23 protein-coding genes and 1 riboswitch are annotated in these 24695 nt (G+C 68.5%); of the genes, 14 read left to right on the top strand and 9 right to left on the bottom strand.

Annotated features, from left to right (window positions below; all coding sequences use genetic code 11):
* Positions 1-5: 5 nt before the first annotated feature.
* From ACFOOL_RS11890 to ACFOOL_RS11880, 3 genes are read right to left on the bottom strand one after another with little or no spacing between them, the layout of a single operon-like run.
* Positions 6-389, bottom strand: a complete 384-nt coding sequence (locus tag ACFOOL_RS11890) for a helix-turn-helix domain-containing protein (protein ID WP_380097291.1) — start codon at positions 387-389, stop codon at positions 6-8.
* Positions 379-702: a type II toxin-antitoxin system HigB family toxin gene (locus ACFOOL_RS11885; protein ID WP_380097290.1), complete on the bottom strand. Its 324-nt coding sequence runs from the start codon at positions 700-702 to the stop codon at positions 379-381. Before ACFOOL_RS11885 ends, ACFOOL_RS11890 begins: the two co-directional genes overlap by 11 nt.
* 50 nt (positions 703-752) lie before the next feature.
* Positions 753-1007, bottom strand: a complete 255-nt coding sequence (locus ACFOOL_RS11880) for a DUF2164 domain-containing protein (protein WP_380097288.1) — start codon at positions 1005-1007, stop codon at positions 753-755.
* Positions 1008-1082: 75 nt separating this feature from the next.
* A riboswitch (cobalamin riboswitch) is annotated at positions 1083-1334 on the top strand.
* 36 nt (positions 1335-1370) lie between these two features.
* Here ACFOOL_RS11880 and ACFOOL_RS11875 point away from each other — a divergent pair.
* The 5 genes from ACFOOL_RS11875 to cobO all read left to right on the top strand — a co-directional run bounded on the left by ACFOOL_RS11875 (position 1371) and on the right by cobO (position 8472).
* Entirely contained in the window at positions 1371-1553 is a 183-nt protein-coding gene (locus ACFOOL_RS11875) for a CbtB domain-containing protein (protein WP_380097285.1), read from the top strand.
* Positions 1554-1579: 26 nt separating this feature from the next.
* The gene (locus ACFOOL_RS11870) at positions 1580-2302 is read left to right on the top strand and encodes a CbtA family protein (RefSeq protein WP_380097284.1); all 723 of its coding nucleotides are present in this window, start codon (positions 1580-1582) and stop codon (positions 2300-2302) included.
* The gene (cobW, locus tag ACFOOL_RS11865) at positions 2299-3348 is read left to right on the top strand and encodes a cobalamin biosynthesis protein CobW (protein ID WP_380097282.1); all 1050 of its coding nucleotides are present in this window, start codon (positions 2299-2301) and stop codon (positions 3346-3348) included. Before ACFOOL_RS11870 ends, cobW begins: the two co-directional genes overlap by 4 nt.
* Before the next feature lie 160 nt (positions 3349-3508).
* A complete protein-coding gene (cobN, locus tag ACFOOL_RS11860) occupies positions 3509-7822 on the top strand; it encodes a cobaltochelatase subunit CobN (protein WP_380097281.1) in 4314 nt (1437 codons plus the stop codon).
* 41 nt (positions 7823-7863) lie between these two features.
* Entirely contained in the window at positions 7864-8472 is a 609-nt protein-coding gene (cobO, locus tag ACFOOL_RS11855) for a cob(I)yrinic acid a,c-diamide adenosyltransferase (RefSeq protein WP_380097490.1), read from the top strand.
* A gap of 117 nt (positions 8473-8589) precedes the next feature.
* Here the strand turns inward: cobO and ACFOOL_RS11850 are convergent, their stop codons facing one another.
* From ACFOOL_RS11850 to ACFOOL_RS11840, 3 genes are all read right to left on the bottom strand, one after another.
* On the bottom strand, positions 8590-9066 hold the full coding sequence (locus ACFOOL_RS11850; RefSeq protein WP_380097280.1) for a hypothetical protein: 477 nt from the start codon (positions 9064-9066) through the stop codon (positions 8590-8592).
* 40 nt (positions 9067-9106) lie between these two features.
* Positions 9107-9397, bottom strand: a complete 291-nt coding sequence (locus tag ACFOOL_RS11845) for a DUF4282 domain-containing protein (protein WP_380097278.1) — start codon at positions 9395-9397, stop codon at positions 9107-9109.
* Between the two features lie 90 nt (positions 9398-9487).
* Positions 9488-10381, bottom strand: a complete 894-nt coding sequence (locus ACFOOL_RS11840; RefSeq protein ID WP_380097277.1) for a cation diffusion facilitator family transporter — start codon at positions 10379-10381, stop codon at positions 9488-9490.
* A gap of 266 nt (positions 10382-10647) precedes the next feature.
* Here ACFOOL_RS11840 and ACFOOL_RS11835 point away from each other — a divergent pair, with 266 nt between their 5' ends.
* Positions 10648-11133 (top strand): cobalamin biosynthesis protein, encoded by a 486-nt coding sequence (locus tag ACFOOL_RS11835; RefSeq protein WP_380097276.1) that lies wholly within the window; start codon positions 10648-10650, stop codon positions 11131-11133.
* Here the strand turns inward: ACFOOL_RS11835 and ACFOOL_RS11830 are convergent.
* Positions 11061-11795, bottom strand: coding sequence for a cobalt-precorrin-6A reductase (locus ACFOOL_RS11830; RefSeq protein ID WP_380097275.1), 735 nt, complete (start codon positions 11793-11795; stop codon positions 11061-11063). The two genes, ACFOOL_RS11835 and ACFOOL_RS11830, sit on opposite strands and share 73 nt — an antisense overlap.
* A 118-nt stretch (positions 11796-11913) precedes the next feature.
* Between ACFOOL_RS11830 and cobA the strand changes: the two genes are divergently transcribed.
* From cobA to cbiB, 4 genes are all read left to right on the top strand, one after another.
* The gene (gene cobA / locus ACFOOL_RS11825; protein WP_380097273.1) at positions 11914-12726 is read left to right on the top strand and encodes a uroporphyrinogen-III C-methyltransferase; all 813 of its coding nucleotides are present in this window, start codon (positions 11914-11916) and stop codon (positions 12724-12726) included.
* 24 nt (positions 12727-12750) lie between these two features.
* The gene (locus ACFOOL_RS11820; RefSeq protein ID WP_380097271.1) at positions 12751-14049 is read left to right on the top strand and encodes a cobyrinate a,c-diamide synthase; all 1299 of its coding nucleotides are present in this window, start codon (positions 12751-12753) and stop codon (positions 14047-14049) included.
* A 129-nt stretch (positions 14050-14178) separates the two neighbouring features.
* The gene (locus tag ACFOOL_RS11815) at positions 14179-15636 is read left to right on the top strand and encodes a cobyric acid synthase (RefSeq protein ID WP_380097270.1); all 1458 of its coding nucleotides are present in this window, start codon (positions 14179-14181) and stop codon (positions 15634-15636) included.
* A gap of 3 nt (positions 15637-15639) precedes the next feature.
* Entirely contained in the window at positions 15640-16608 is a 969-nt protein-coding gene (gene cbiB / locus ACFOOL_RS11810) for an adenosylcobinamide-phosphate synthase CbiB (RefSeq protein WP_380097269.1), read from the top strand.
* Between the two features lie 130 nt (positions 16609-16738).
* Here cbiB and cobU read toward each other — a convergent pair whose 3' ends face one another.
* Positions 16739-17272, bottom strand: a complete 534-nt coding sequence (cobU, locus tag ACFOOL_RS11805) for a bifunctional adenosylcobinamide kinase/adenosylcobinamide-phosphate guanylyltransferase (RefSeq protein ID WP_380097268.1) — start codon at positions 17270-17272, stop codon at positions 16739-16741.
* Positions 17273-17573: 301 nt separating this feature from the next.
* Between cobU and ACFOOL_RS11800 the strand changes: the two genes are divergently transcribed.
* The 4 genes from ACFOOL_RS11800 (at position 17574) to edd (ending at position 22794) form a co-directional block, all read left to right on the top strand.
* Complete coding sequence (locus ACFOOL_RS11800; RefSeq protein ID WP_380097267.1) at positions 17574-18515, top strand: BadF/BadG/BcrA/BcrD ATPase family protein; 942 nt, start codon at positions 17574-17576, stop codon at positions 18513-18515.
* Positions 18516-18528: 13 nt separating this feature from the next.
* The gene (gene zwf / locus ACFOOL_RS11795; protein ID WP_380097266.1) at positions 18529-20013 is read left to right on the top strand and encodes a glucose-6-phosphate dehydrogenase; all 1485 of its coding nucleotides are present in this window, start codon (positions 18529-18531) and stop codon (positions 20011-20013) included.
* A gap of 147 nt (positions 20014-20160) precedes the next feature.
* A complete protein-coding gene (gene pgl, locus ACFOOL_RS11790; RefSeq protein WP_380097265.1) occupies positions 20161-20856 on the top strand; it encodes a 6-phosphogluconolactonase in 696 nt (231 codons plus the stop codon).
* Positions 20857-20979: 123 nt separating this feature from the next.
* Positions 20980-22794, top strand: a complete 1815-nt coding sequence (gene edd, locus ACFOOL_RS11785) for a phosphogluconate dehydratase (protein ID WP_380097264.1) — start codon at positions 20980-20982, stop codon at positions 22792-22794.
* A 329-nt stretch (positions 22795-23123) separates the two neighbouring features.
* Here the strand turns inward: edd and ACFOOL_RS11780 are convergent, their stop codons facing one another.
* On the bottom strand, positions 23124-24674 hold the full coding sequence (locus ACFOOL_RS11780; protein ID WP_380097263.1) for a VOC family protein: 1551 nt from the start codon (positions 24672-24674) through the stop codon (positions 23124-23126).
* Positions 24675-24695 lie beyond the last annotated feature (21 nt).

Raw genomic sequence — 24695 nt, 5'->3', positions numbered from 1 at the left:
GCGCCTCAGGCCACTTCCTTGCCGGCTCGGCTCGGCCGGATCAGCACCTCGGCCGATATGCCCAGCCCGTCATGCAATTGCCTGATCATCTCGATCGACAGGCTCCGCCGGCGGTTGAGAATGTCCGCCACCCGGTTGCGGGGGCCGATCATCGACTCCAGATCCTTGCGGCTGAGCCCCTGCTGCTCCATGCGGAACAGGATGGCCTCCACCGGATCAGGGGGGTCCATGGGGTGATGGCTGGCCTCATAGGCGTCGATCAGCGTCGCCAGGATATCGAGGCGATCCCCTTCGGGCGTGCCGCCCGCCGCGCCCCATAGCCGCTCGACCTCGGCCAGCGCCGCCTCGTAATCCGCTTCCGTGCGGATCGGTTTCAGCTCATTGGCCATGCCTGATCTCCTTCACGTCAATCGCGTCATAGTCCCGGTGCGAACCGATCCATTTTATCCAGACGATGGCTTTCTCGAAATCCACCGACACCACGAGGCGATAGTCATTGCCCTTGATGTTGAACACGACCCGCTCCGCGCTGACGATGCTCGCCGTGGCATAGAGCCGCTTGACGTCGGCACTGCCTGACCACTGCGCCTTGCTCACTTCGTCGAACCAGGCGGCGAGTGCCGCCTTCACCGCCGGCTGGTCTTTCCGGCCTTCAAGACTGTCGACGAAAAGCCGCAGCGTACGGCGGGCAATGATCCGCATGCCTCAATATAGCGCGGGACCATTTTGGTCGCAAGATGGCCGGCACCCCCTCACCGTACATAACGCGTGGGCTGTTCCAGCGCGAAAATCTCGTCGCTGACATTGTCGAGCTTCTTGCGGATCAGCGCCTGGGCGTCATGCAGGCCGCGATTGTAGAAATGCGCGCCCATCTTGTCGGCGAAGAACTGCATCAGCATTTCCGCCGGCATGGCGCCGATGGACTGGTCGAGCTCCTCGCGGAAATAGTCCTGGATTTCCGCCACGATGGCCTTGGTTTCGTCGCGGTCGAACTTGATGGGCTGCATGGTCCGTCTCCTATGTCGCGCCCCCGATAGCCTGAGTCGCCCGCCGGCGCGATTGACCCCGCCGCCTCCAAGGGCGTATTGCTGGAGCGTGACGGTTCCCCGGACCCTGAGGGCGAGGGGAGGAACAGGGAACACGGTGCGGCGTACCCATCAGGGACCAAATCCGTGGCTGCCCCCGCAACTGTAAGCGGTGGGCGCCCCCATGACGCCACTGGATGCCGGCTCGATCGGCCCGTTTTCGAACGGGATGATCAAGCAGGGCACCGGGAAGGCGGGGGCGCTGCATTCACCGCGAGCCAGGAGACCTGCCGCCACAAGGCCGGGCGAAGAGCCCATTTCGATTCCGTGCACGGAGGGTGCCATATGAATACGACCGCAGTTTCCACCGGTTCTGCTTCCCTTTCCCCGTCCCAGCGGCTCATTGCCGGCGGGCTGGCCCTGTTCCTGGGCCTCGTCCTGCTCGCGGGCACCGGCTTTGCCGGCGATTACCGCCTGCATAACGGCGCTCACGACACGCGCCACGCCATGGGCTTTCCCTGCCACTGAGGCGGGACAGAGGAAAGAGCGCACACATGTTCCGCAATCTGTTTTTCGCTGCGCTGGCCGCAGCGCTTTGTGCTGGCCTGCTGGTTTCGGCCATCCAGCATTTCCGCGTCACCCCGTTGATCCTGCATGCCGAGACGTTCGAGGGCGAGGCAGGCCATTCCCATGGCGCCGGGGCGGACGCGCACGACCATGAGGCGGAGGTCGAAGCCGGGGAATGGGCTCCCCAGGACGGGGCCGAGCGCACCGCCTACACGGTGCTGGCCAACCTGCTGGCCGCCGCCGGCTTCGCCCTCCTGATCGGGGGCGTCTCCGCCCTCGCCAATCTGCCCATCGATACCCGCACCGGCTGGGTCTGGGGCGCCGCCGGCTTCGCCGCCTTCGTGCTCGCCCCCGCCTATGGGCTGGCGCCCGAATTGCCCGGCATGCCCGCCGCCGACCTGTTCGCGCGCCAGCTCTGGTGGATAGGAACGGCCCTGGCCACCGGCGCCGCCATCCTGCTGCTCGCCAGAACCCGCGCGCCCTGGGCCGTGGCCGTCGCCGTCGCCCTGGTCGCGATTCCCCATATCGTCGGCGCCCCCGCCGCCCCGGACGAGCCCAGCGCAGTGCCCGCGCATCTGGCTGCGGAATTCGCCGCCGCCGCCATCGGCACCTCGGCCGTGTTCTGGCTGGTACTGGGCACCGTCTTTGGCGGGGTGAACACCTATCTGGCCGCCCGTCCGGCCGCATCTGTCAATGGAGTCAAGGCTTGACCACCAAAATCCCCACCACCGTCATCACCGGCTTTCTCGGCGCCGGCAAGACCACCCTCGTGCGCCACATGCTGGCGCACGCCCCCAAGGGCAAGCGCATCGCCCTCATCATCAACGAATTCGGCGATCTGGGCGTCGACAGGGACATCCTCGCCGGCTGCGGCGACGAGACCTGCCGCGAGGAGGACATGGTCGAGCTTTCCAATGGCTGCATCTGCTGCACCGTGGCCGACGAATTCATCCCCACCATGCAGGCGCTGCTCGCTCGCCCGGAAAAATTCGATCACATCGTCATCGAGACTTCGGGCCTCGCCCTGCCGCAGCCGCTGATCCGCGCCTTCAACTGGCCCGAGATCAAGGCCCAGGTGACCATTGACGGCGTCGTCACCGTGGCCGATGCGGCGGCGCTGGCCGAGGGGCGCTTCGCCAATGACGAGGCGGCGGTGGATGCGCTGCGTCGCCAGGACGAGATGCTCGACCACGAAACCCCGCTGGGCGAACTGTTCGAGGACCAGCTTTCGGCCGCCGACATGGTCATCATCAACAAGACCGATCTGGTCGAACCGGCCCTGCTCGACAAGGTCGAGGCCAATATCCGCGCCGAACTGCGCCCCGGCGTCGGCATCGTGCGCGCCGCCAACGGCCATGTCGACGTGGCGGCCCTGCTCGGCATGGGCATGGAGAGCGAGGCCGACATCGCCAACCGTCCCAGCCATCACGAGCTCGAGCATGGCGGCGAGACTCATGAGCACGACGATTTCGACAGTTTTTCGCTGACCCTCGCCGATATCCGCGGCAAGGATCACCTGCTCGGGGTCATCGAGGCGACCATCAAGGCCCATGACGTGCTGCGCCTCAAAGGCTTTGCCGCCGTGCCCGGCGCCGCCGCGCGCCTCGCCATCCAGGCCGTCGGCCCGCGCGTCACCGCCTATTTCGATCGCCCCTGGAAGGACGGCGAAACCCGCGCGACCTCGCTCGTGGTCATCGGCGAGCAGCCCCTCGACCGCGCCGCCATCACCCGGAGCCTGGAACAGGCGGCGGCGTGATGTCGGCCATGTCGAGCCACTTGAATCCCCGCCCTCTCCTTGGAGGCTTTCAGGTTTTGATGGAAGCAGCGACCAGCGCCCCCTCCCCCTTGTGGGGAGGGCCGGGGAGGGGGTGGGGTGGGGGGTCGGGCTTGCCGTCGCCTCGGGAGGCGAGCCCCTGATGCACCTTCTCTCCGCCCAGGCCGGTGCCATCCAGCAGGAAGGCGAGGCCATCGACCTCGCCCAGGCCCCCGGCGCCTGCGTTTTCGCCTCCTCGGCCGACAGCGAGCTGGCCATGCTGGCCGGCGCCGCCGACCGGGCCGGGGAGGAGGGGCTGCGGCTCGCCAATATTCTGCGCCTGTCCAACAATCTTTCCGTGGACCTATGGGCGGAAAAGACCGTTGCCCATGCGCGCCTCGTCGTGTTGCGGCTGCTTGGCGGCGCCGCCTATTTCCAATATGGCGTCGACGAACTCACCGCCCTTTGCGCCGGCCGGGGCATTCCGCTGGTGCTGCTCCCCGGCGACGCCAATCCCGATCCTATCCTGCGCGACCGCTCCACCGTCCATGCCGACGACTGGTCGCGCCTCCATTCGCTTTTCGTCGCCGGCGGCCCCGACAATGCCGACGCCATCCTGCGGCTTTTCTCCCGTCTGGCCGGCGACGGGCCGGCGGGCCTCGATACCTCCGGCATCGCTCCCAGGCCCTTCCCCCGCTTCGGCCTTTGGCACCCCCGCATCGGCATGACCGACGAGGCCGGTCTGCGCCGGCTCCATGCCGGCCTCCCCGCGCCATCGTCATGGCCCGGTGCTGGCGAAATATCGGCGCAGGGCCGCCCTCACATTCCCATCCTCTTCTACCGCGCCGCCCTCGAAGGCGCCGGCACGGCGACGCTCGAAGCCCTCGTCGCCGCGCTGGAAGGGCGCGGCCTCGCCCCGGTGCCGCTGCTGGTCTCCTCGCTCAAGGAGGCGCCCTGCGTGCGCTTCGTCCAGGACGCGCTCGCCGCCTTCCCGCCCGCCGCCATCCTCAACCTCACCGCCTTCGCGCTGGGCATCGCCGATCTCGAGGGCAAGGCCAATCCCTTCGCCCGAACCGACGCGCCGGTGATCCAGCTCATCCAGTCGGGCCGCTCCGAGGCGCAATGGGCGGCCGATCCGCAGGGGCTCTCGGCCAAGGACATGGCCATGTACCTGGTGATGCCCGAGGTCGACGGGCGGCTGGCCGGCATCCTTGTCGGCCACAAGGCCGATGCGGTCTGGCACGAGCGCACCCAATGCCCGCTCACCGCCTATGCCCCCGATGCGGGCGGCATCGCCCGCGCCGTCACCCTGGCGGAGAACTGGGCCCGCCTCCGCGCGACCCCGCCCCCCCGGCGCCGCATCGCCCTCATCCTCTCCAACTACCCCCTGCGCGACGGGCGCCTCGCCAACGGCGTCGGCTACGACGCGCCCGAATCGACGGTGCGAATGCTGACGGAGCTGGAGCGCGCGGGCTACACGCTCGCTGAGCCAAAGCCCTTTCCCCCGGAGGGGCGGGGTGGGGACGCCTCGATTGATCGCCAGGCCACCCCCCACCCCGGCCCTCCCCCTCAAGGGGGGAGGGAGGCCCGGCCGCTGGTTTTTGGCAATGCCAGAAAGATGCATGGAAAGAGCGTTTCAAACGCCCGAAGGCTGCGGGCCGACCAGACAGTGCCGGAACGAGTGCTATGGCCGCTGCTCAAGACATTTGCCGGGCGCGGGGTGAAGTTCCGCCGGCAGGTGCCGCTGGGCGATTATGTCGCTGACTTTGCCAGTCACCATCCCAAGCTGGTCATAGAATTGGATGGAAACACGCATTTCACCGAAAGCGGCGAGAGCCACGACTGCAAGCGGACCGCATTTCTGGAGAGCATCGGCTACAAGGTCATCCGTTTCAGTAATACTGACCTTGGGAATCAGGAGGGAGTTTGGCAGGCTATCGATGCGGCTCTGGGCAACCAGCCGACCCCATCGCCTCCCTCCCCCTTGAGGGGAGGGGCCGGGGGAGGGGGTGGCGATGCTGATCCCAGGACCTACTCCGCATCCGCCGCCGATCTCATTGCCCTGCTCCAGTCCGGCCCCACCAACGCCGCTCCCCGGCGGGGCGCTTCGGATGCCGTGCTGCCGCTGGCGCGTTATGCCGAGCTGCTCGCCACGCTACCCGCCGAGATCGGCGAGGCCGTCGCGGCGCGCTGGGGCGACCCGTCCGCCGATCCGTTCGTGCGCGATGGCGCCTTCCACCTGCCGGTGCATCGCTTCGGCAATGTGGCCATCCTGCTGCAACCCGGACGCGGCCATGAGCCGGACGAGACCACGAGCTATCACGATCCCTATCTGGTCCCGCCCCATGCCTATCTGGCCGCCTATCTCTGGCTGCGCCACGAATTCGGCGCCCATGCCATGGTGCATAACGGCAAGCACGGCACGCTCGAATGGCTGCCCGGCAAATCGGCGGCGCTCGACGCCGATTGCTATCCCGATGCGCTCTGGGGGCAGTTGCCGCATCTTTACCCCTTCATCGTCAACGATCCGGGCGAGGGCACCCAGGCCAAGCGCCGTACCGGCGCGGTCATCATCGACCATCTGGTGCCCCCGCTGACCCGCGCCGAGACCTATGGGCCGCTGAAGGATCTCGAAGCCCTGCTCGATGAATATTACGCCGCCTCGGGCATGGACCGGCGCCGCCTTGCCGACCTCAGGCGCCGCATTCTCGACTTCACCCGCGACAGCCGGCTCGACCGCGATATCGGCCTGCCCGAGGACGAGACCGAGGCCCTGCTCAAGATCGACAATTTCCTCTGCGAACTGAAGGAAGCCCAGATCCGCGACGGGCTGCACGTTTTCGGCCAGTCCCCCGTCGGCGCCATGGCGCGCGACCTGGCGGTGGCGCTGGCCCGCGTGCCGCGCGGCGAGGCGGATGGCGACAATTCCCTCATCCGCGCCCTCGCCGACGACCTCAGGCTGGGCTTCGATCCGCTCACCGCGAAATTGGGCGAGCCATGGCATGGGCCTTCCATTCCCTTTTTCCACGCATCCGGCTCCATCGCCCCCCGCACCACCGGCGATGTGGTCGAACGCCTCGAAGCCCTCGCCGCCGCGCTGGTCGAGGGCACGCTCGACGCCCCCGCCGACTGGACCGCCACAAGCGCCGTGCTGGCCACGATAAGAACCCTCATCCAGCCGCGCCTTGCCGCTTCCGGTCCCGCCGAGATGGCCGCCTTCCTCGATGCGCTCGACGGAAAATTCATCGCCCCCGGGCCCTCCGGCGCCCCCTCGCGCGGGCGGCTCGACGTCTTGCCCACCGGGCGCAATTTCTATTCCGTCGATGCCCGCGCCGTGCCCACCCCCAGCGCCTGGGAGCTGGGCCGCAAATCCGCCGAAGGCCTGGTGCTGCGGCATTTGCAGGATCATGGCCATCACTTGCAGGCCGTCGCCCTTTCCGTCTGGGGCACCGCCAATATGCGCACCGGCGGCGACGATATCGCCCAGGCGCTGGCGCTGATCGGCGCCCGCCCCACCTGGGACCCGGGATCGCTGCGCGTCTCCGGCTACGAGATCATTCCCCTCGCCAGGCTGGGCCGCCCCCGCGTCGACGTCACCCTGCGCATTTCCGGCTTTTTCCGCGACGCCTTTCCGGTCCAGATCGCGCTGTTCGACCGGGCGGTGCGCGCCATCGGCGCCCTCGACGAGCCCGCGGACGACAATCCCATCGCCGCCCGCATGCGCGCCGAGGCGCTGGGGCTCATTGCCGCCGGCAGCAGCGAGGACGACGCCGCGCTCGAGGCCGGTGCCCGGATTTTCGGCTCCAAGCCCGGCACCTATGGCGCCGGCCTCAACGCGCTGATCGACAGCGGCGCCTGGAGCGGCCGGGCCGACCTCGCCGACCGGGCGCTGGCCTGGGGCCAATATGCCTATGGCGCCAGGGCCCACGGCACGCCGCTGCTCGACCGCTTCAAGGCGCGGCTGGCCGGGATCGACGCGGTGATCCACAATCAGGACAATCGCGAGCACGACCTGCTCGACTCGGACAATTACTACCAGTTCGAGGGGGGGCTGGCGCTGGCCGCCGAGACCCTGTCCGGCCACAAGCCCGCCGCCTATCACAACGACCATTCCCGCCCCGAGCGCCCCCGCATCCGTACGCTGGAGGAGGAGGTGAGCCACGTCATGCGTTCGCGCGTGGTCAATCCCAAATGGCTGGCCGGCATGATGCGCCATTCCTATCGCGGCGCCTTCGAGATCATCGCCACGGTGGATTTCATGTTCGCCTTCGCCGCCACCACCGGCGCGGTGAAGAGCCACCATTTCGACCTGGCCTTCGAGGCCTTCATCGAGGACGACGCGGTGCGCGCCTTCCTCATCGAGGCCAACCGCTTCGGCTATGACGAGTTGCTGGCTAAGTTCGAAGAAGCCCGGCAGCGCGGCCTCTGGTCGCCCCGTTCCAATTCCGCATTCGCTTTCCTGGAGACGACGCCATGAACGACAAGCTCACCGAAAAGCCGGCCAAGAAGACCGATTTGATGACCGAGGCGGAGCGCGATGCCTATCACGCCGAGAAGATGAAGAAGAAGAAGGTGGCGCGCGACAGGATTCTCGCCACCAAGACCGAGGAAAAGGGCCTGCTCATCGTCCATACCGGCAAGGGCAAGGGCAAGTCGACCGCCGCCTTCGGCATGGTGTTCCGCGCTTTGGGCAATGGCATGCGCGTCGGGGTGGTGCAGTTCGTCAAGGGCGTCTGGAACACCGGCGAGCGCGACGCGCTCGACAAATTCCCCGGCCAGGTGACCATCAACGCCATGGGCGAGGGGTTTACCTGGGACGTCGCCGACCGCCAGCGGGACCTCGCCGCCGCCGCCAAGGCCTGGGAGCAGGCGAGGGCGCTCATCGCCGACCCGTCCTATGACATGGTGCTGCTCGACGAACTCAATATCTGCCTGCGCTACGATTATCTGCCCATCGCGGAGGTGGTCGAGGCGCTGAAGAACAAGCCGGCGGACAAGCACGTCATCGTCACCGGGCGCAACGCCAAGGACGAGCTCATCGAGATCGCCGACCTGGTCACCGAAATGACCGAGATCAAGCACCATTTCCGCGCCGGCGTGAAGGCGCAGAAGGGCATCGAGTTTTGAAGCCTCACCACCCACGGTGTCATTCCCACGAAAGTGGGAATCCCTTGGGGATGCAGGACAAGGAAACGGAGATTCCCGCATGCGCGGGAATGACACCGTGGACGGGGTAAAAACCCCCTAGCACCCTCTTGCCGCGAAGGACCGCGCCAGCCCCTCGAGCACGGGCTGCATCGCAACGAAATCCGTCGCCGGATAGTCCGCCCGCAGGGCGGCGAAGCCGTCGCCCTCGCACAGCGCGATCATGCGCTGGTGCATCATGCGGTCGCCGCGCACGCCGGACCAGCCGGCCCAGTGCGGCGTCGTGGCCGTGTCGGTCAGCGCCCAGCCGGCTTCCATGTCCCCGGCGATGCGCGCCGCCGCCTCTTGCTCGAAGTTTTCGGGCTCCACCAGCCAGCCGCCCCACACGGTCAGCTCCTGCAGGCCCCCGGGCAGATGGAAGGCCTGGCCGTCGCCATTGACGCTTTCGCCGGCCCCTTCATAGCCCGGCGGAATGTCGAGTTCGTAGCCGAACCGCGCATTGGCGTAATGCGTCCAGAACTGCGCCAGGGCAGGGGTGGCGAGGATCAGCGTGGCAAGGACGATGGCGATGCGCATGGGCCGACTGTGCCTGCCAAATCATCGTCCCGCAAGCCGGTCAGCGCCGCTGGTCGCGGATTTCCTTGAGCACGTCGTAGATGGAGAACAGCACCATCCACAATTCGACCACGATGCGCCAGACCACGGCCGAGATCGCCCCGCCCACCAGCGCCATGATCACCCCGAAAAAGCCGCCGCCGGCCGGGGCATAGGGATTGCCCGAAAGGGCGATGGCGCCGAACAGCGCCGCCAGCGTGCCCAGCGCGATGAGCGCCAGCCCGATCCAGTAGATGATCTTGGTCAGGCCGGGCAGAATGAAGGTGTCGAAAGACAGGAATGCCTTGAACATGAATCCCCCCTTGGTTCAAGCGCACTCACGCTAGCACCGAATCCGATTCGCACCAGCATTCGCAATGGCGCGACTTGTGCATTGCTCCGCCTATACGACCACGATGCCGGCGTGCTTGGCCTTGTTCTCCGGCTCGACATGAATGGTGATCTGCACGTCTTTCACCGTCTCGCGCAGCTTGGCCTCGATCCGGTCGCAAATGGCATGGGCGTCGTCCACCGACATGCTGCCCGGCACCACCAGGTGGAAATCGATGAAGGTCATGCGGCCGGCCTGCCGGGTGCGGATGTCGTGCGCCTCCAGCGCCCCATCGGCATTGACGGCGATGGTCTCGCGGATGGATTGCTGGATGTCCTTGGGCACGGCCACGTCCATGAGGCCCCCCACGCTGTCGCGGATCACCCCCCAGCCCGACCACAATATGTTGAGCGCCACCAGTGCGGCGAGGATCGAATCGAGTTGCGCCCAGCCGGTGAGGAACACCAGCCCCAGCCCCGCCAGCACGCCCACGGTCGAGATCACGTCGGTCATCAGGTGCTTGCCGTCCGCCTCCATGGCCGGCGAGCGCGCCTTGCGCCCCTGCCGCAGCAGCACCATGGCCCAGACCAGGTTGATGACGGTGGCGACGGCGCTGACCGCCAGCCCCTGCACCGGCGCCTCGGGCAGTTGCGGCGCCAGGAAGCCGAGCGCCGCCTCGCGCAGGATCAATATGGCGGCGACGATGATCATCACCCCCACCAGCACGGCGGAGAAATATTCGGCCTTGTGATAGCCATAGGGCAGGGTGGCGTCGGCGGGCCGCTGCGCCAGCCGCACGGCGGCCAGCGCCGTGAGCGCGGTCACGACGTTGACGATGGATTCCAGCGCGTCCGAATAAAGCGCGATCGAGCCGGTCAGCCACCAGGCGAGGAATTTCAATCCCAGCACGATCAGCCCGACCAGCAGGCTGCTGGCGGCGATGGCGAGGGTGCGATTGGCGGCCATGGCGCGCCTCCATGCGGGTTGCCTCAGGGCATAACGTCTCGCACCGGCAAGCGCAACCCATTGTATTTGCGAACGATTTTCAGAAGCATTCCGATCTTTGCCCTGCTCTCGATTGACCCGGCGCGCCGCCCCGCCTAGAACCGGATCAGCGCAGCGTTCCCTTGATGGAACTGAAACAGAGCCCGGTGCGGTCGACCAAAGGCGGGACCAAGCCCGGGGCTGCTCCGGTTTTAGAGCGAACCTGCCTCGTGTGAACCGAGGCGACGATGAGTGCAGATTTCGCCGGCCTGGCCCCGGCCCGTTCAGGTTCGATGGTCCCGGACATCGTGGTGGGTGTCGGCGCCCGCGCCGCCGCCGCGCCTGCGGAGGTGCTGGCCCTGCTCGACGCCTGCCTTGGCGCCGAGGGGCTGGGGCGCCGCCACGTCGCGGCCCTTGCCACGCTCGATCGCAAGAGCGGCCATCCGGCCCTGCTGGAGGCCGCCGCGCGCCTCGGCGTGCCGCTGCTGGCCCTGCCGCCGGCCGTTCTGTCCCCCCTTGTGCCTTCGCCCTCGCGCCGGGTCGAGCAGCTTGCCGGCCTGCCCTCGGTGGCCGAGGCGGCGGCCATGGCCTGCGGCACGCTGCTGGCCGGCAAGCGCCGCTCTGCCAACGTCACCTGCGCCCTCGCGCGCCGCGGCGCGGATCACGCCCTTCCCGGCAGGTCCAGCGCCTCGATCGCCGCCTCGACGCTGTCCACCTCATGCGCCGGGCCATAGGCGGGGCGGGCCAGCATGATGATTTCGACCCCCAATTGCCGTGCCGCTTCGAGCTTGGCCGAAGTCTGCGCGCCGCCCGAATTCTTGCTCACCAGATGGGTGATGCCATGACGCCGCATCAGCGCCATTTCCTCCGCCAGCGAGAAGGGCGGGCGCGACAGGATGAGCTCGGCATGGGGCGGCAGGGCGATCTCGGGGGGCTCGATCATGCGCAGATGGAGGCGGCAATCGTCGCGTTGCAGGTAGATTTCCAGCCCCGCATGGCCGGTGGTCAGCAAGATGGCGGCGCCCGCGGGCCAGCTATCGGCCGCCTCCCTTGGCGTATCGACCACGATCCAGCTCTGGCCGGGCAGCGGCGTCCAGGGTGGCCGCATATAGCGCACCAGCCTGACGCCGGCCTCCCGCGCCGCCGCCACGGCATGGCGCGAGATGGTGCCGGCATAGGGGTGGGTGGCATCCACCAGCCTGTCGATGCGCGCGGCGCGCAGATAGGCCCCCAGCCCCGGAACGCCGCCGAACGGCCCGGTGCGCACTTCGCCCTGCGGCAGGATCGGCTCCCGCGTGCGCCCGGCCAGCGAGGTGATGACGTCATGGCCCAGCGCCACCAGCCGATCGGCCAGTTGCCGCGCTTCCGCCGTGCCCCCCAGGATCAGGATTCTCATCGCTCTTTGCCCGTTGATTCGTCCCAATCTGCCCGCGCCGCCGCCGCCGCACAAGCCGAAGCGCCGGCCCGGTCGGCCATGCGGCCGCGCCCTTCCGCCTCCGATTGCACCGCACGCCATGTCTGAAACCCATTTCTCCCGCCTCGCCGGCGCCGATTTTCCGCCCTTCGAGCCGGGCTCCGTCTGGCTGGTGGGGGCGGGTCCCGGCGGCCCGGGCCTCATGACGCTGCTGGGCTATCACGCGCTGGGCGCGGCCGAGATCATCGTCCACGATGCCCTCGTCTCGCCCGACATCCTGGCTTTGGCCCCATCCCATGTCGAGCGCATCCATGCCGGCAAGCGCGGCGGCAAGCCCTCGCCGCTTCAGGCCGATATCACCATCCGGCTCATCGAACTGGCGCGGCAGGGGCGGCGGGTGCTGCGCCTCAAGGGCGGCGATCCGTTCATGTTCGGGCGCGGCGGCGAGGAGGCCGGGGCGCTGGCCCGCGCCGGCATCCCTTTCCGCATCGTGCCGGGCATTTCCGCCGGGCTGGGGGGGCTGGCCTATGCCGGCCTGCCGGTCACCCACCGCGACACCAACCACGCCGTGCTGTTCCTCACCGGCCACGACGAGACGGGCGCCGTGCCCGGCGGCGTCGACTGGCCCGCCATGGCCCGCGCCGCGCCGGTCCTGGTCATGTTCATGGCGGTCCGGCATCTCCCCGCCATCGCGTCCCGCCTGCTCGCGGCGGGGCGCGGCGCGGACGAGCCGCTCGTCGTGGTTTCCAATGTTGCCCTCCCGACCCAGGGCATCGTCGAAACCACGCTCGCAAAAGCGCCCGACCTCGCCGATATCCCCACCCCCGCCATCGTCGTGCTCGGTCCCGTCGCCCGCTACCGCCGCGATCTCGACTGGTATGTGGACGAGGTCCGCCGCCATGTCTTCGGCTGAAAGCGCGCCGGAGGGGCGCCCCTCATGATCCATTCCCCCAAAGGCATCGTCATCGCCGCGCCGCGCTCGGGATCGGGCAAGACGCTGGTGTCGCTCGGCCTCCTGGCGGCCTTGCGCCGGCAGGGGCTTGTGGTGGCGCCGGCCAAGACCGGGCCCGATTATATCGATCCGGCCTTTCTCGGCCTCGCCGCCGGCCGGCCGGCGGTCAATCTCGATCCCTGGGCCATGCGGCCCGATCAGCTTCGCGCCCTCGCCGCACAGCAGGCCACCGGCGCGGAACTGCTCCTCGTCGAGGGCGTCATGGGCCTGTTCGATGCCGCCGCCGATGGCGTGGGGTCCACCGCCGATCTGGCCGAAACGCTCGGCCTGCCGGTGCTGCTGGTGGTGGATGCGGAACGGCAGGGCCAGTCGGTGGCGCCGCTCGTCGCCGGCTTTTCGCAATGGCGGCCCGGGGTGCGGGTCGCCGGAATCATCCTCAACCGGCTCGCCAGCGCCCGGCACGAACGCATGCTGGTGGCGGCGCTCAAGGCCACCGGCCTGCCGCTCCTGGGGGCCATTCCGCGCCGGCCCGAACTGGTGCTGCCCGAACGCCGTCTCGGCCTCGTCCTGCCCGGCGAGGTCGCGGGCTTTGCCGCCTTTCTCGATCACGCCGCCGAGGCCATGGGCGATTTCGTCGATCTCGACGCGCTGCCGGCGCTTTCCGCGCCCCTGCCGCCGGGCGGCAAGCCGCCGTCCCCCTTGCCGCCCCTGGGCCAGCGCATCGCCATCGCCCGCGATGCCGCCTTCGCCTTTCTCTATCCGCATCTGCTCGAGGGCTGGCGCGCCCAGGGGGCCGAGCTCTCCTTCTTCTCCCCTTTGGCCGACGCGGCGCCGGCGCCCGACGCCGACGCGGTGTTCCTGCCCGGCGGCTATCCCGAGCTGCACGGCCCCGCCCTTGCCGCCGCCGGCAATTTCCACGCCGGGCTCGCCGCCGCCCGCGACCGGGGGGCGCTGCTTTACGGCGAATGCGGGGGCTTCATGGCGCTGGGCGAAGCGCTGATCGACGCCGAGGGCAACAGCCACGCCATGGCCGGCCTGCTGCCCATGGTGAGCCGCATGGACCGGCCCAAACGCGTCCTGGGCTATCGCCGCCTGCTCCACGACAGCCCCTTGCCCTGGCCGGCCGGCCTCAACGGCCACGAATTCCACTATTCCTCGGCCCGGCAGTCCGGGCTGCCGCCCTTGTTCGAGGCGCTCGACGCCGAAGGCATAAGGCAAATGCCCATGGGCGCCGTGCTCGGCCGCGTCATGGGCTCTTACGCCCACGTCATCGCTGGGGCATAACACTTCTCCTTTTCCCTTTCCTGCGAGAGTTGCAGTGCTGCCTCTATCACCGGAATGGCGGCGTCCTTCATCCCCCTCCCCCTTGAGGGGAGGGGTTAGGGGTGAGGGTTCCGCAGAGCAGGAGGCGTCATGGCCAGGGCGCTGATGTTCATGGGCACCGGCTCCGATGTCGGCAAGTCGCTGATCGTCGCCGGCCTCTGCCGCGTGCTGGCCGATCGCGGCCATGCCGTGGCGCCGTTCAAGCCGCAGAACATGAGCAACAATGCCGCCGTCACCGCCGATGGCGGCGAGATCGGCCGGGCGCAGGCCCTGCAGGCCCGCGCCGCCCGCCGCGCCCCGCTCACCGCCATGAACCCGGTGCTGCTCAAGCCCGAGGGCGAGACCGGCTCGCAGATCGTGGTGCGGGGCCGGCGCCGCGCCAGCCTTACCGCCCGCCAATACTGGGCCGACCGCGCCCAATTCCTGCCCGACGTGCTCGCCGCCTTCGCCGACCTGGCGCGCGAGCACGATTTCGTGCTGGTGGAGGGGGCGGGCAGCGCCTCGGAGGTCAATCTGCGCGCCGGCGACATCGCCAATTTCGGCTTCGCCCGCGCCGCCAACGTGCCGGTAGTGCTGGTGGGCGACATTCATCGCGGCGGCGTCATCGCTTCCCTGGTGGGCACCATGGCGGTGATCGACCCCGGCGATGCGGCGCTGGTCCGGGCCAGCCTCGTCAACAAATTCTTCGGCGATCCGGCGCTGTTCGCCAGCGGCCGGACGTTTCTGGAACGGCGCCTGGGCCTGCCCGCCTTCGGCCCGGTGCCGCATTTGGCCGCCGCCGCCCGCCTGCCGGCCGAGGATGCGCTGGCGCTCGAGAGCTATTCCGGCGGGGAAGGGGCGTTCCACATCGCCGTGCCGCGCCTGTCGCGCATCGCCAATTTCGACGATCTCGATCCGCTGCGGGCCGAACCGGGCGTCACCCTGACGCTGGTGCAGCCGGGCGCGGCCATCCCCCGCAATGCCGACCTCATTCTCCTGCCGGGCTCCAAGTCCACCCGCGCCGACCTGGCCTTCCTGCGGAGCAATGGCTGGGATATCGACATCCTCGCCCATCACCGCGCCGGCGGGCGCGTGCTGGGCATTTGCGGCGGCTACCAGATGCTGGGAAGCACCGTCGCCGATCCCGATGGCGTCGAGGGCGCGCCCGGCACCAGCGCCGGCCTGGGGCTCCTGGCGGTCGACACCGTGCTCGCTCCCACCAAGCAATTGCGGCTCGAACACGCCGTCCATCTCGCCAGCGGCGAAGCGCTTTCGGGCTATCACATGCATATGGGGGTCACCGCCGGCCCCGGCCTCGCCCGCCCCTTTGCCCGCATCGGCACCACGGACGAAGGCGCCGTCAGCGCCGATGGCCGCGTCATGGGCACCTATCTGCACGGCCTGTTCGCCGCCGATCCGTTCCGCCGCGCCTTTCTGGGCGGGGCGGCCAGCCCCGACCTGGCCTATGAGGCGGGGGTGGAGGCGGCGCTCGACGAACTGGCCGCCCATCTCGAAACCCATATCGATATCGGGCGCCTGCTGGCGCTCGCCGCCCCGATGGAGGCCTGAGCCATGGAACCGCTGATCGCGCCGCTGGCGCTCGCCGTCGAACGCCGCTTCGGCTATCCGCCGCGCCTGACCGACACTATCGGCCATCCGGTCATCTGGTTCGGCGGCCTGATCGGCTTTCTCGAGCTCCGCCTCAACAAGGTTTCCCGCAGCCCCGCCCAGCGCCGGCTCGCCGGCCTCGTCGCCCTCGTCCTGTTGCTGCTGGCGGTGCTCGTCGTCACCGTGGGCATCAGCACCATCCTGTCCTGGCTGCCTCTGGGCTGGCTGCTGGAAATGCTGCTGGCCACCACCCTGCTGGCCCAGAAGGAGCTGGGCCGCGCCGTGCGCGCCGTGTCCGAGGCGCTGCGCGCTTCCCTCGCCGCCGGGCGCGAGGCGGTCAGCCATATCGTGGGCCGCGACCCCGAGGGGCTGGACGAACCCGGCGTCGCTCGCGCCGCCATCGAGACGCTGGCCGAAAACGCCTCCGACGGGGTGGTGGCGCCCTGGCTGTTCCTGGTCCTGTTCGGCCTGCCCGGCATCGCCCTCTACAAGGCCGTCAACACCGCCGATTCCATGATCGGGCATATGGATGCCCGCTATCGCGACTATGGCTGGGCGGCGGCGAAGCTGGACGACGCAGTGAACTGGCTTCCGGCGCGGCTGACCGCCATCCTTGTCACCGCCGCCTGCTTCTTCACCCCCGGCGCCAGCCCCAGCCGGGCCTGGGCCACGGCGCGCGCCGATGCCGGCAAGCACGATTCGCCCAATGCCGGCTGGCCCGAAGCCGCCTTTGCCGGCGCGCTCGGCTTCCGGCTCGGCGGCCCCCGCGCCTATGACGGGGAAGTGGTCGACCTGCCCGCCTTCGGCACCGGCAAGGCCGCGCTCAACCCCAGCGATATCCTGCTCGCCCTGCTGCTCTACCGCCGCACGCTGGATATCCTGCTCGCCCTCAGCGCCGCCCTGGCGCTGATGCTGCTGCTGGGGTGGCGGTAGCGGCGGACGGCGAAGGCATAGAGCATCGGACGAAAAAGTGGGGGACCGGTTTTTCGCAAAAGAGATGCGGTATCAAAGAGTAAGAGCCGGCGATTTGATGCAGTCAAATCGCATGAGGCTCTAAAGGCCTTCACTCGAGCGCCGGCGCTTCCCCCTTCATCGTCAGCGGCAGGCCGGCGGCGACGAAATAGACGTCCTCGCAGACCGCGGCCAGCCGCTGATGCGCCGAGCCGGCCAGGTCCCGGAAGGTGCGGGCCATGGCATTGTCGGGCACGATGCCCAGCCCCACCTCGTTGGAGACCAGGATCACCTTGGCCCGGCGGAATTCGAGCAGGGTGGCGCTGAGCTCGCCCACCGCCACCGACACGTCCTCATTGGCGACCAGCAGATTGGTGATCCACAGCGTCAGGCAGTCGACGAGGATGACGTCGTGGCCCTTGCCGGCTTTCCGGATGGCGCCGGGCAGGGCCAGCGGCTCCTCGATCGTGGTGAAGCTGCTGCCTCGGCTGGCCCGGTGGGTGGCGACGCGGTCGCGCATTTCCGCGTCCAGCGCCTCGGCGGTGGCGAGATAGGCGGGCGCCGCGCCGGCATGCAGCGCCAGCCTTTCGGCGAAGGCGGTCTTGCCCGAGCGCGCCCCGCCCAGAACCAGGCAATGTCGTGTCATGTTCAACCTTTCGGGCCTCGCGGCCGGGCGATGCGATGGCGAGCTTCTCCGCCGCGAACCCGCCGTTACACTCGCCCCAACTCCCGCGCCTCGCAAGCCGTTCCCTGCGCATCTTTTCGCGGCGGGGGCGTCATATGGGCCGGCCCCGCCGCGAAGCGCGCAATTTCTCTCCCATGCTACTTTCGTCTTAGCGTCTTTGGCATTATGGTCCGCGCCGAAACGACCCCCGATTGCGGGAGTGGCGGAAACCGGCCGGCCGGGGCCGCCCTTCGCCTTCCGCCCATCCAACGGAGTGCATCTCGTGCCGCGATATTATCTTGGCGTTGACGGCGGCGGCACCAATTGCCGCATTCGCCTCGCCAACGAGAATCTGGAAACGCTCGCCGAGGCGCGCAATGGCCGCTCCAATCTCCAGATCGACGGCGGCGAGCCGGCCTATCGGGCCATTCTCGATGGCACGCGGGATGTCTTTGCGGCGGCGGGTATCGATTATGCGCGCGCCGCCGACACCCATGCCTGTTTCGGCATGGCCGGGGGGCGCATGGATACCGCCCGCGATGCCTTCGCCGCACGGCAATGGCCCTTTGCCGGGGTCAAGGTCTATGACGATATCGACATCGCCCATGCCGGGGCGCTCGATGGCGGGGAGGGCAGCGTCATCATCATCGGCACCGGCTCGGCCGCCATGTCCATCGTCGGGGGGCGGCGCTATCAGGCCGGCGGCTGGGGCTTTCATATCGGCGATCAGATGTCGGGCGCCATTCTGGGGCGCGAACTGGTCCGCCACGCGGTGGAGGCCGAGGATGGGCTGGTGGAGGCCTCGCCCCTTACCCGCGCCGTCATTGCCGCGCTGGGCGGCGACAACCAGGCCGCCATGACCTGGTCCTTCGCCACCGAGATGAATTTGAAGCTGCTCAGCAGCGACGGCACCGAAGGGTGTGACGACGCCCTTGTGGGCCGCGCCCCGGGGGAATATGGCAAGCTCATGCCGCTCTGGTTCGAGCATCTGGAGCGCCGGGACCCCGTGGCCGAAAAGCTGCTGGAGATGCAGCTTGGCCATATTCATACCTATGTGCGCTGGTTCAAGTCCCATGGCGCTGCGGTGATGGCCGTGGTCGGCGGGCTGGGCCAGCGGCTTTTTCCGCTTTTGCAGCAGCGCTACGGTGACTTTGTCGCTCTGCCCAGCTACGAACCCCTGCATGGCGCGGTGCTCCTCGCCAGGCAGAACTTCGCCTCAAACTAAGGGGTCCGCCCAGTTGTCCAGCCGTATCATTCCCGTCCAGCCCTTCGATTACGTGGTCTTCGGCGCCACCGGCGACCTTACCAGGCGCAAGCTGGTGCCCGCGCTCTATCACCGCTTCATGGACGGGCAGTTCGACGAGCAGAGCCGGATCATCGGCGCGTCCCGCTCGAAGCTCAGCGATGCCGATTTCCGCCAGCAGGTGCGCGAGGCGCTCGAGCAGTTCGTCGAGAAGGACTATCAGGACCCCGATACCATCGAGCGCTTCATCAATATCTGCTCCTATGTGCCGGTCGATGCCAGCAAGCCCGCGGAGGCTGGCGATCTGGGCGCGGCGCTGCGCGACGACCCCGAGGTGGTGCGCGCCTTCTACCTGGCGGTGGCCCCGGACCTGTTCGAGCCCATCGCCGAATATCTGCACAAGAAGAAGCTCTATCGGCGCGACGCCCGCGTCGTCATCGAAAAGCCGCTGGGCCACGACCTCGCCTCCTCGGTCGAGATCAATAACGGCGTGGCCAAGATCTTCAAGGAAGATCAGGTCTATCGGATCGATCATTATCTGGGCAAGGAGACGGTGCAGAACCTGCTGGCCCTGCGCTTTGCCAATACCCTGTTCGAGCCGGTGTGGAATTCGGCCCATATCGACCACGTCCAGCTCACCGTGGCCGAAAGCGTCGGCGCCGGCACGCGCGGCTATTACGACGAGAGCGGCGCGCTGCGCGACATGATCCAGAACCACATGCTGCAACTGCTCTGCCTCGTGGCCATGGAGCCGCCCGCCAGCGACGATTCCGATGCCCTGCGCGACGAGAAGCTCAAGGTGCTGCGCGCCCTGCGGCCCATCGCCAATGGCGAGGTGGCGGCCAAGACGGTGCGCGGCCAGTATCGCGGCGTCAAATCCGAAACCGCCTCCGTCGCCGGGTATCAGGACGAGCTGCCCGAGGACAAGAAGGGCAGCCGCACCGAAACCTTCGTCGCCCTCAAGGTGGAGGTCGAGAACTGGCGCTGGGCCGGCGTGCCCTTCTACATGCGCACCGGCAAGCGCATGGCCGAGCGCGTCTCGGAGATCTGCATCCAGTTCAAGCCCATCCCCCATTCCATCTTCGACCACGCCGAAGGCGCCCCCAGGCCCAACAAGCTCATCATCCGGCTCCAGCCCGACGAGGGCGTCAAGCTCACCATGATGATCAAGGACCCGGGCCCCGGCGGCATGCGCCTGCGCGAAGTGCCGCTCAACCTGTCCTTCGCCGAGACCTTCACCGAGCGGACCCCTGAAGCCTATGAGCGCCTGCTGATGGACGTCATCCGCGGCAGCCAGACCCTGTTCATGCGCCGCGACGAGCTGGAAGCGGCCTGGGCCTGGATCGACCCCATCCGCGAGGCCTGGAACCGCTCCTCCGAGCCGCCCCAGACCTATACCGCCGGAACCTGGGGCCCCACCGGCGCCGTTGCCCTCATCGAGCGCGACGGCCGCACCTGGTATGAGGGGCCGAATTCTTAGCCGCCTTCCGCCCTCCCTCCCCTTTGAGGGGAGGGCGGGGCAGGGGGTGGTATCGTGGCCCGCCGATGGACCCCGCCCTCGATCCTTTCCCTCAAGGGGAGGGAGACGAAGGAACGAGGGCCCGGCCCAAATTGGAAAGACACTTGCATGACCATTGATCGCCGCAGCTTTGCCGACAAGCCCACCCTCGCCGCCGAACTGGCCGAATCGGTTGCCGACCGCATCCGCGCCGCCATTGCCGAACGTGGCGCCGCCGCCATCGCCGTCAGCGGCGGCTCGACCCCGGGGAAATTCTTCCAGGCGCTGGGCAAGACCAGGGATATCGACTGGGACAAGGTGGTGGTGACGCTGGTGGACGAGCGCTGGGTCGACGAGACCAGCGACCGCTCCAATGCCCGGCTGGTCAATGAAAAGCTGCTGCAGGGCCCGGCGGCCGTGGCGCGCTTCTTCCCGCTCTATTCGGGCGGTTCCGAGCCCGATGCCGACGCCGTCGCCCGCACCGATGCGCTGATGGCCACTTTGCCGCTGCCCTTCGCCGCCGTCATCCTGGGCATGGGCAATGACGGGCACACGGCCAGCTTCTTTCCCGGCGGCGACACGCTGGACGAGGCGCTGACGGCCGCCGGCCCGACCCTGGCCATCCGGGCGCCCGGCGCCGGCGAGCCGCGCATCACCTTCACCCTGCCGCGCCTGCTCGAGACCGACGGCCTCTACCTCCATATCGAGGGCGAGGAGAAGTCGCGGGTATTCGACAAGGCGCTGGAGGACGGACCGGTCGAGGACATGCCGATCCGCGCCGTGCTGCGCTCGGGCGCGCCGGTCACAGTTTACTGGTGCCCCTGAGGCCCCCGGGGCGATCCCCAATCGACCGCCCCGGCCGCCTGTGGAGTTCCAGTCATCGATGCAAGGAAAACCCGCGCCAGCGGCCCCCCTTTGGCGCGCCCTTGCGAACCTATGGAGATGCACATGACCGTCCGCCAGGCCATCAGGGACGTGACCGAACGCATTGCGGCGCGCAGCAGCGAAACCCGCCGCGACTATCTTTCCCGCCTCGATGCGGCCCGCGACAAGGGCGTGCACCGCACGGCCCTGTCCTGCGGCAATCTCGCCCATGGCTTCGCCGCCTGCTCGCCCGCCGAAAAGGCGGCGCTGGCCGGGGACAAGGCGCTCAATCTGGGCATCGTCACCTCCTATAACGACATGCTGAGCGCCCATCAGCCCTATTGGTCCTATCCCGACCTCATCAAGGCGGCCGCCCGCGAGATCGGCGCCACCGCCCAGGTGGCGGGCGGCGTGCCGGCCATGTGCGACGGCGTCACCCAGGGCCAGCCGGGCATGGACCTGTCGCTGTTCTCGCGCGACGTCATCGCCATGGCGACCGCCATCGCGCTCAGCCACAACATGTTCGACGCCGCCGTCTATCTGGGCATCTGCGACAAGATCGTGCCGGGCCTGATGATCGGCGCCCTGGCCTTCGGCCATCTGCCCGCCGTCTTCGTGCCCGCCGGCCCCATGCCCTCGGGCCTGCCCAATGACGAAAAGGCCCGGGTGCGCCAGCTCTACATGGAAGGCAAGATCGGGCGTGCCGAACTGCTCGAGGCCGAAAGCAAGTCCTACCACTCGCCCGGCACCTGCACCTTCTACGGCACCGCCAATTCCAACCAGATGCTCATGGAGATCATGGGCCTGCACCTGCCGGGCGCCAGCTTCGTCAATCCCGGCACGCCCCTGCGCGACGCCCTCACCCGCGAGGCGACCCGCCGCGCCCTCTCGCTCACCAGCCAGGGCAACAACTACACCCCCATCGGCCATGTCATCGACGAAAAGGCCATCGTCAACGGGCTCGTCGGCCTGCACGCCACCGGCGGCTCCACCAACCACACCCTGCACATCATCGCCATCGCCGCCGCCGCCGGCATCCAGGTCACCTGGGACGATATGAGCGATCTGTCCGACGCCACCCCGCTATTGGCCCGCGTCTATCCCAATGGCGTTGCCGACGTGAACCATTTCCACGCGGCCGGCGGCATGGGCTATCTCATCCGCGAACTGCTCGAGGGCGGCTATCTGCACGAGGACGTGCGCACCGTCTGGGGCACCGGCCTGTCGGGCTATACGGTCGAGGCCAAGCTGCTCGAGGACAAGCTCAGCTTCGAGGCGGCCCCCGCCGAAAGCGCTCTGCCCAAGGTGCTGACCTCGGTTGCGGCGCCCTTCCAGCAGACCGGCGGCCTCAAGCTCCTCACCGGCAATCTGGGCCGCTCGGTCATCAAGGTCTCTGCCGTCAAGCCCGAGCACCGCGTCATCGAGGCGCCGGCGCGGGTGTTCCACGGCCAGGAGGGGCTGCAGGCCGCCTTCAAGGCGGGCGAATTGACCGGCGACATGATCGCCGTGGTGCGCTTTTCCGGCCCCCGGGCGCTGGGCATGCCCGAATTGCACAAGCTCACCCCGGCGCTGGGCGTGCTCCAGGACCGCGGCTTCAAGGTGGCGCTGCTCACCGACGGGCGCATGTCCGGCGCCTCGGGCAAGGTGCCGGCGGCCATCCACATGACCCCCGAGGCGGTCGATGGCGGCCCGATCAGCAAGATCCGCGACGGCGACATGATCCGGCTCGACGCCGATGCGGGCACCCTGACCTTCCTCGGCGACGAAAAGGAATTCCTCGCCCGCACCCCCGCCCTCGAAGACCTCCGCCCCCAGCATTTCGGCATGGGCCGCGAACTCTTCGCCACCTTCCGCAGCCTCGTCGGCGTGGCCGATCGCGGCGCCAGCGTCTTCGGCTAGGGCCTTTCATTGTCAGGCGAATCGGCCCCTTCGCCTCCCTCCCCCTTGTGGCAGGGCAATCGCATATGGAAAAATCTGTGAGGCCGGCCCCTTCGCCTCCCTCCCCTCAAGGGGGAGTGTTTACTTTGGATGCTTCTGGTTTGATATTTGTTGCCCACACAAGCACTTTGCTGCCCTCGGGCCTGACCCGAGGGCCGGCCTGGGCGCCCCGAAGCCCGGGTTTCCTACACGTGGACAGAGGCCCTCGGGTCAAGCCCGAGGGAAGCCCGGTGTGGGGGATAAATTGTGCCAGCAGCCCATTGTAAACACTCCCCCTTGTAGGGGAGTGTTTACTTCGGGCGCTCACCCGCCAGCCATTCCCCGATCGCCGGCGCATCCTCATCGCCGATGCCGTGTCCCGCCTCCAGCACGCGCAGCGTCACCGCCGCCCCGGCATCGCCCAGCGCCGCCGCCAGTTTCTCGCTCTCGCCGCGATAGGCGTCTTTGCTCCCTGCCAGCACCAGCACCTCATGGCCGGACAGGTCCAGCCCCGGCGCCGCGTCCAGCGCCATGACCGGACGGATCAGCACCGCCCGGCGCACCAGCCCCGGATGCAGCAGCAGCGCCGCGCCCAGCAGATTGGCGCCGTTGGAATAGCCCAGGCCCACCAGTTTGGCCTCGTCCAGCCCGTAGGCCTTCCGCGCCTCCTCGAAAAACGCCGCCAGCGCCCCGGCCTCGAAGCGCACATCCGCCTGGTCGGGGATTGTCGGCGCCAGGCTCATGAACCAGCGCCGCACCCCGCTTTCGGTGCTGCGCCCGCGCAGCCCCAGCAGCGTGGCATGGGGCGCGGCGCGATGGCCTAGCGGCATCAGATCGGCCTCGTCGCCCCCGGTGCCGTGCAGCAGCACCAGCGTGGTTCCGTCCGGCGCCGCCGGCGTGTGGAAGCGGTGGGTATAGATGAGGTCGCGATAGATCACGCGCTCCTCGCCCGGCAGGCCGAATTGCGGCAGCATGACCCTGACCGCCTCGGGGTCCGGCGTATCGGGCGGCACGAACAGCGTCGTGCCCAGCGCCTCCACCGGCTCGTCGACGGTAAAGCCCGGCCCGTCGCTGGCCATCTCGATCAATATGCCCCCCGGCTCGCGCACATAGAGCGAGGTGAAATAATTGCGGTCGTGCAGATTGGTCAGGCTGGCATTGCGCTGGCGCAGCGCCCGTTCCACCGCCTCGACCTTTGCTGCGTCCGCCGCCCGCAGCGCCACATGGTCGATGGTGCCGGTGCCCGGCGCCGCCGGCCAGAAGCCGCCGGCATCGCGGATGTCGAGCACGTCGCCCGCATCGGACAGCAGCCGCCGCACCGGCCCTTCGCTCGCCCCGGCGCGGAAGCCGAAATGCCGGGTGAGGAAATCCACGGTCTCCTCCTGCACGTCCGAAAGTAGCGTGGCCCCGCGAATGCGCCTGATCGCGTGTTCGGGCGGGATATCGCCGCGGGGCATGTCGAGCGCGGGCAGGGCGGCGCCTACCAGCTTGATCATCACCCCGTCCGGATCGCGCAGGCGCAAGACGCTCTCGCCGAATTCCTGCCCCGTGCCCTCCACCTTGACCTGCTGCCGCAAGGCCCGCTCCAGCCAGAACCCGGTGGAGCCCGGCGCGATGGCCAGCGCCACCTCGCTGGCCTGTCCGGCTCCCGCCTGCCCGGACGAGCCGCCCTGCCAGACGAGGAAGGTCAGCAGCGCGCCGGGGGAGGCGGCATGATCGCCGTAGAACAGGTGCAGTTGCCGCGGGTCCTCATAGCCCCCGGTGCGCTTGACCAGCCGCAGCCCCAGAAAGCCGACATAGAAATCCACATTGGCCTGCACTTCGGCGGTGATGAGCGTGACGTGATGGATGCCGCTGGTCATGGATCGTCCTCATGGATTTTC

This window comes from Devosia honganensis (genome assembly GCF_042648785.1).
Classification (GTDB): domain Bacteria; phylum Pseudomonadota; class Alphaproteobacteria; order Rhizobiales; family Devosiaceae; genus Devosia; species Devosia honganensis.
Note: the sequence above shows the minus strand (reverse complement) of the source record. Positions and strands in the feature narration are given on the sequence as shown.

Bases quoted from the DNA above. Each gene is read 5' to 3' on its own strand.
- ACFOOL_RS11890 (WP_380097291.1), bottom strand. From the start codon at position 389: ATGGCCAATGAGCTGAAACCGATCCGCACGGAAGCGGATTACGAGGCG.
- ACFOOL_RS11885 (WP_380097290.1), bottom strand. From the start codon at position 702: ATGCGGATCATTGCCCGCCGTACGCTGCGGCTTTTCGTCGACAGTCTT.
- ACFOOL_RS11880 (WP_380097288.1), bottom strand. From the start codon at position 1,007: ATGCAGCCCATCAAGTTCGACCGCGACGAAACCAAGGCCATCGTGGCG.
- ACFOOL_RS11875 (WP_380097285.1), top strand. From the start codon at position 1,371: ATGAATACGACCGCAGTTTCCACCGGTTCTGCTTCCCTTTCCCCGTCC.
- ACFOOL_RS11870 (WP_380097284.1), top strand. From the start codon at position 1,580: ATGTTCCGCAATCTGTTTTTCGCTGCGCTGGCCGCAGCGCTTTGTGCT.
- cobN (WP_380097281.1), top strand. From the start codon at position 3,509: ATGCACCTTCTCTCCGCCCAGGCCGGTGCCATCCAGCAGGAAGGCGAG.
- cobO (WP_380097490.1), top strand. From the start codon at position 7,864: ATGACCGAGGCGGAGCGCGATGCCTATCACGCCGAGAAGATGAAGAAG.
- ACFOOL_RS11850 (WP_380097280.1), bottom strand. From the start codon at position 9,066: ATGCGCATCGCCATCGTCCTTGCCACGCTGATCCTCGCCACCCCTGCC.
- ACFOOL_RS11845 (WP_380097278.1), bottom strand. From the start codon at position 9,397: ATGTTCAAGGCATTCCTGTCTTTCGACACCTTCATTCTGCCCGGCCTG.
- ACFOOL_RS11840 (WP_380097277.1), bottom strand. From the start codon at position 10,381: ATGGCCGCCAATCGCACCCTCGCCATCGCCGCCAGCAGCCTGCTGGTC.
- ACFOOL_RS11835 (WP_380097276.1), top strand. From the start codon at position 10,648: ATGAGTGCAGATTTCGCCGGCCTGGCCCCGGCCCGTTCAGGTTCGATG.
- ACFOOL_RS11830 (WP_380097275.1), bottom strand. From the start codon at position 11,795: ATGAGAATCCTGATCCTGGGGGGCACGGCGGAAGCGCGGCAACTGGCC.
- cobA (WP_380097273.1), top strand. From the start codon at position 11,914: ATGTCTGAAACCCATTTCTCCCGCCTCGCCGGCGCCGATTTTCCGCCC.
- ACFOOL_RS11820 (WP_380097271.1), top strand. From the start codon at position 12,751: ATGATCCATTCCCCCAAAGGCATCGTCATCGCCGCGCCGCGCTCGGGA.
- ACFOOL_RS11815 (WP_380097270.1), top strand. From the start codon at position 14,179: ATGGCCAGGGCGCTGATGTTCATGGGCACCGGCTCCGATGTCGGCAAG.
- cbiB (WP_380097269.1), top strand. From the start codon at position 15,640: ATGGAACCGCTGATCGCGCCGCTGGCGCTCGCCGTCGAACGCCGCTTC.
- cobU (WP_380097268.1), bottom strand. From the start codon at position 17,272: ATGACACGACATTGCCTGGTTCTGGGCGGGGCGCGCTCGGGCAAGACC.
- pgl (WP_380097265.1), top strand. From the start codon at position 20,161: ATGACCATTGATCGCCGCAGCTTTGCCGACAAGCCCACCCTCGCCGCC.
- edd (WP_380097264.1), top strand. From the start codon at position 20,980: ATGACCGTCCGCCAGGCCATCAGGGACGTGACCGAACGCATTGCGGCG.
- ACFOOL_RS11780 (WP_380097263.1), bottom strand. From the start codon at position 24,674: ATGACCAGCGGCATCCATCACGTCACGCTCATCACCGCCGAAGTGCAG.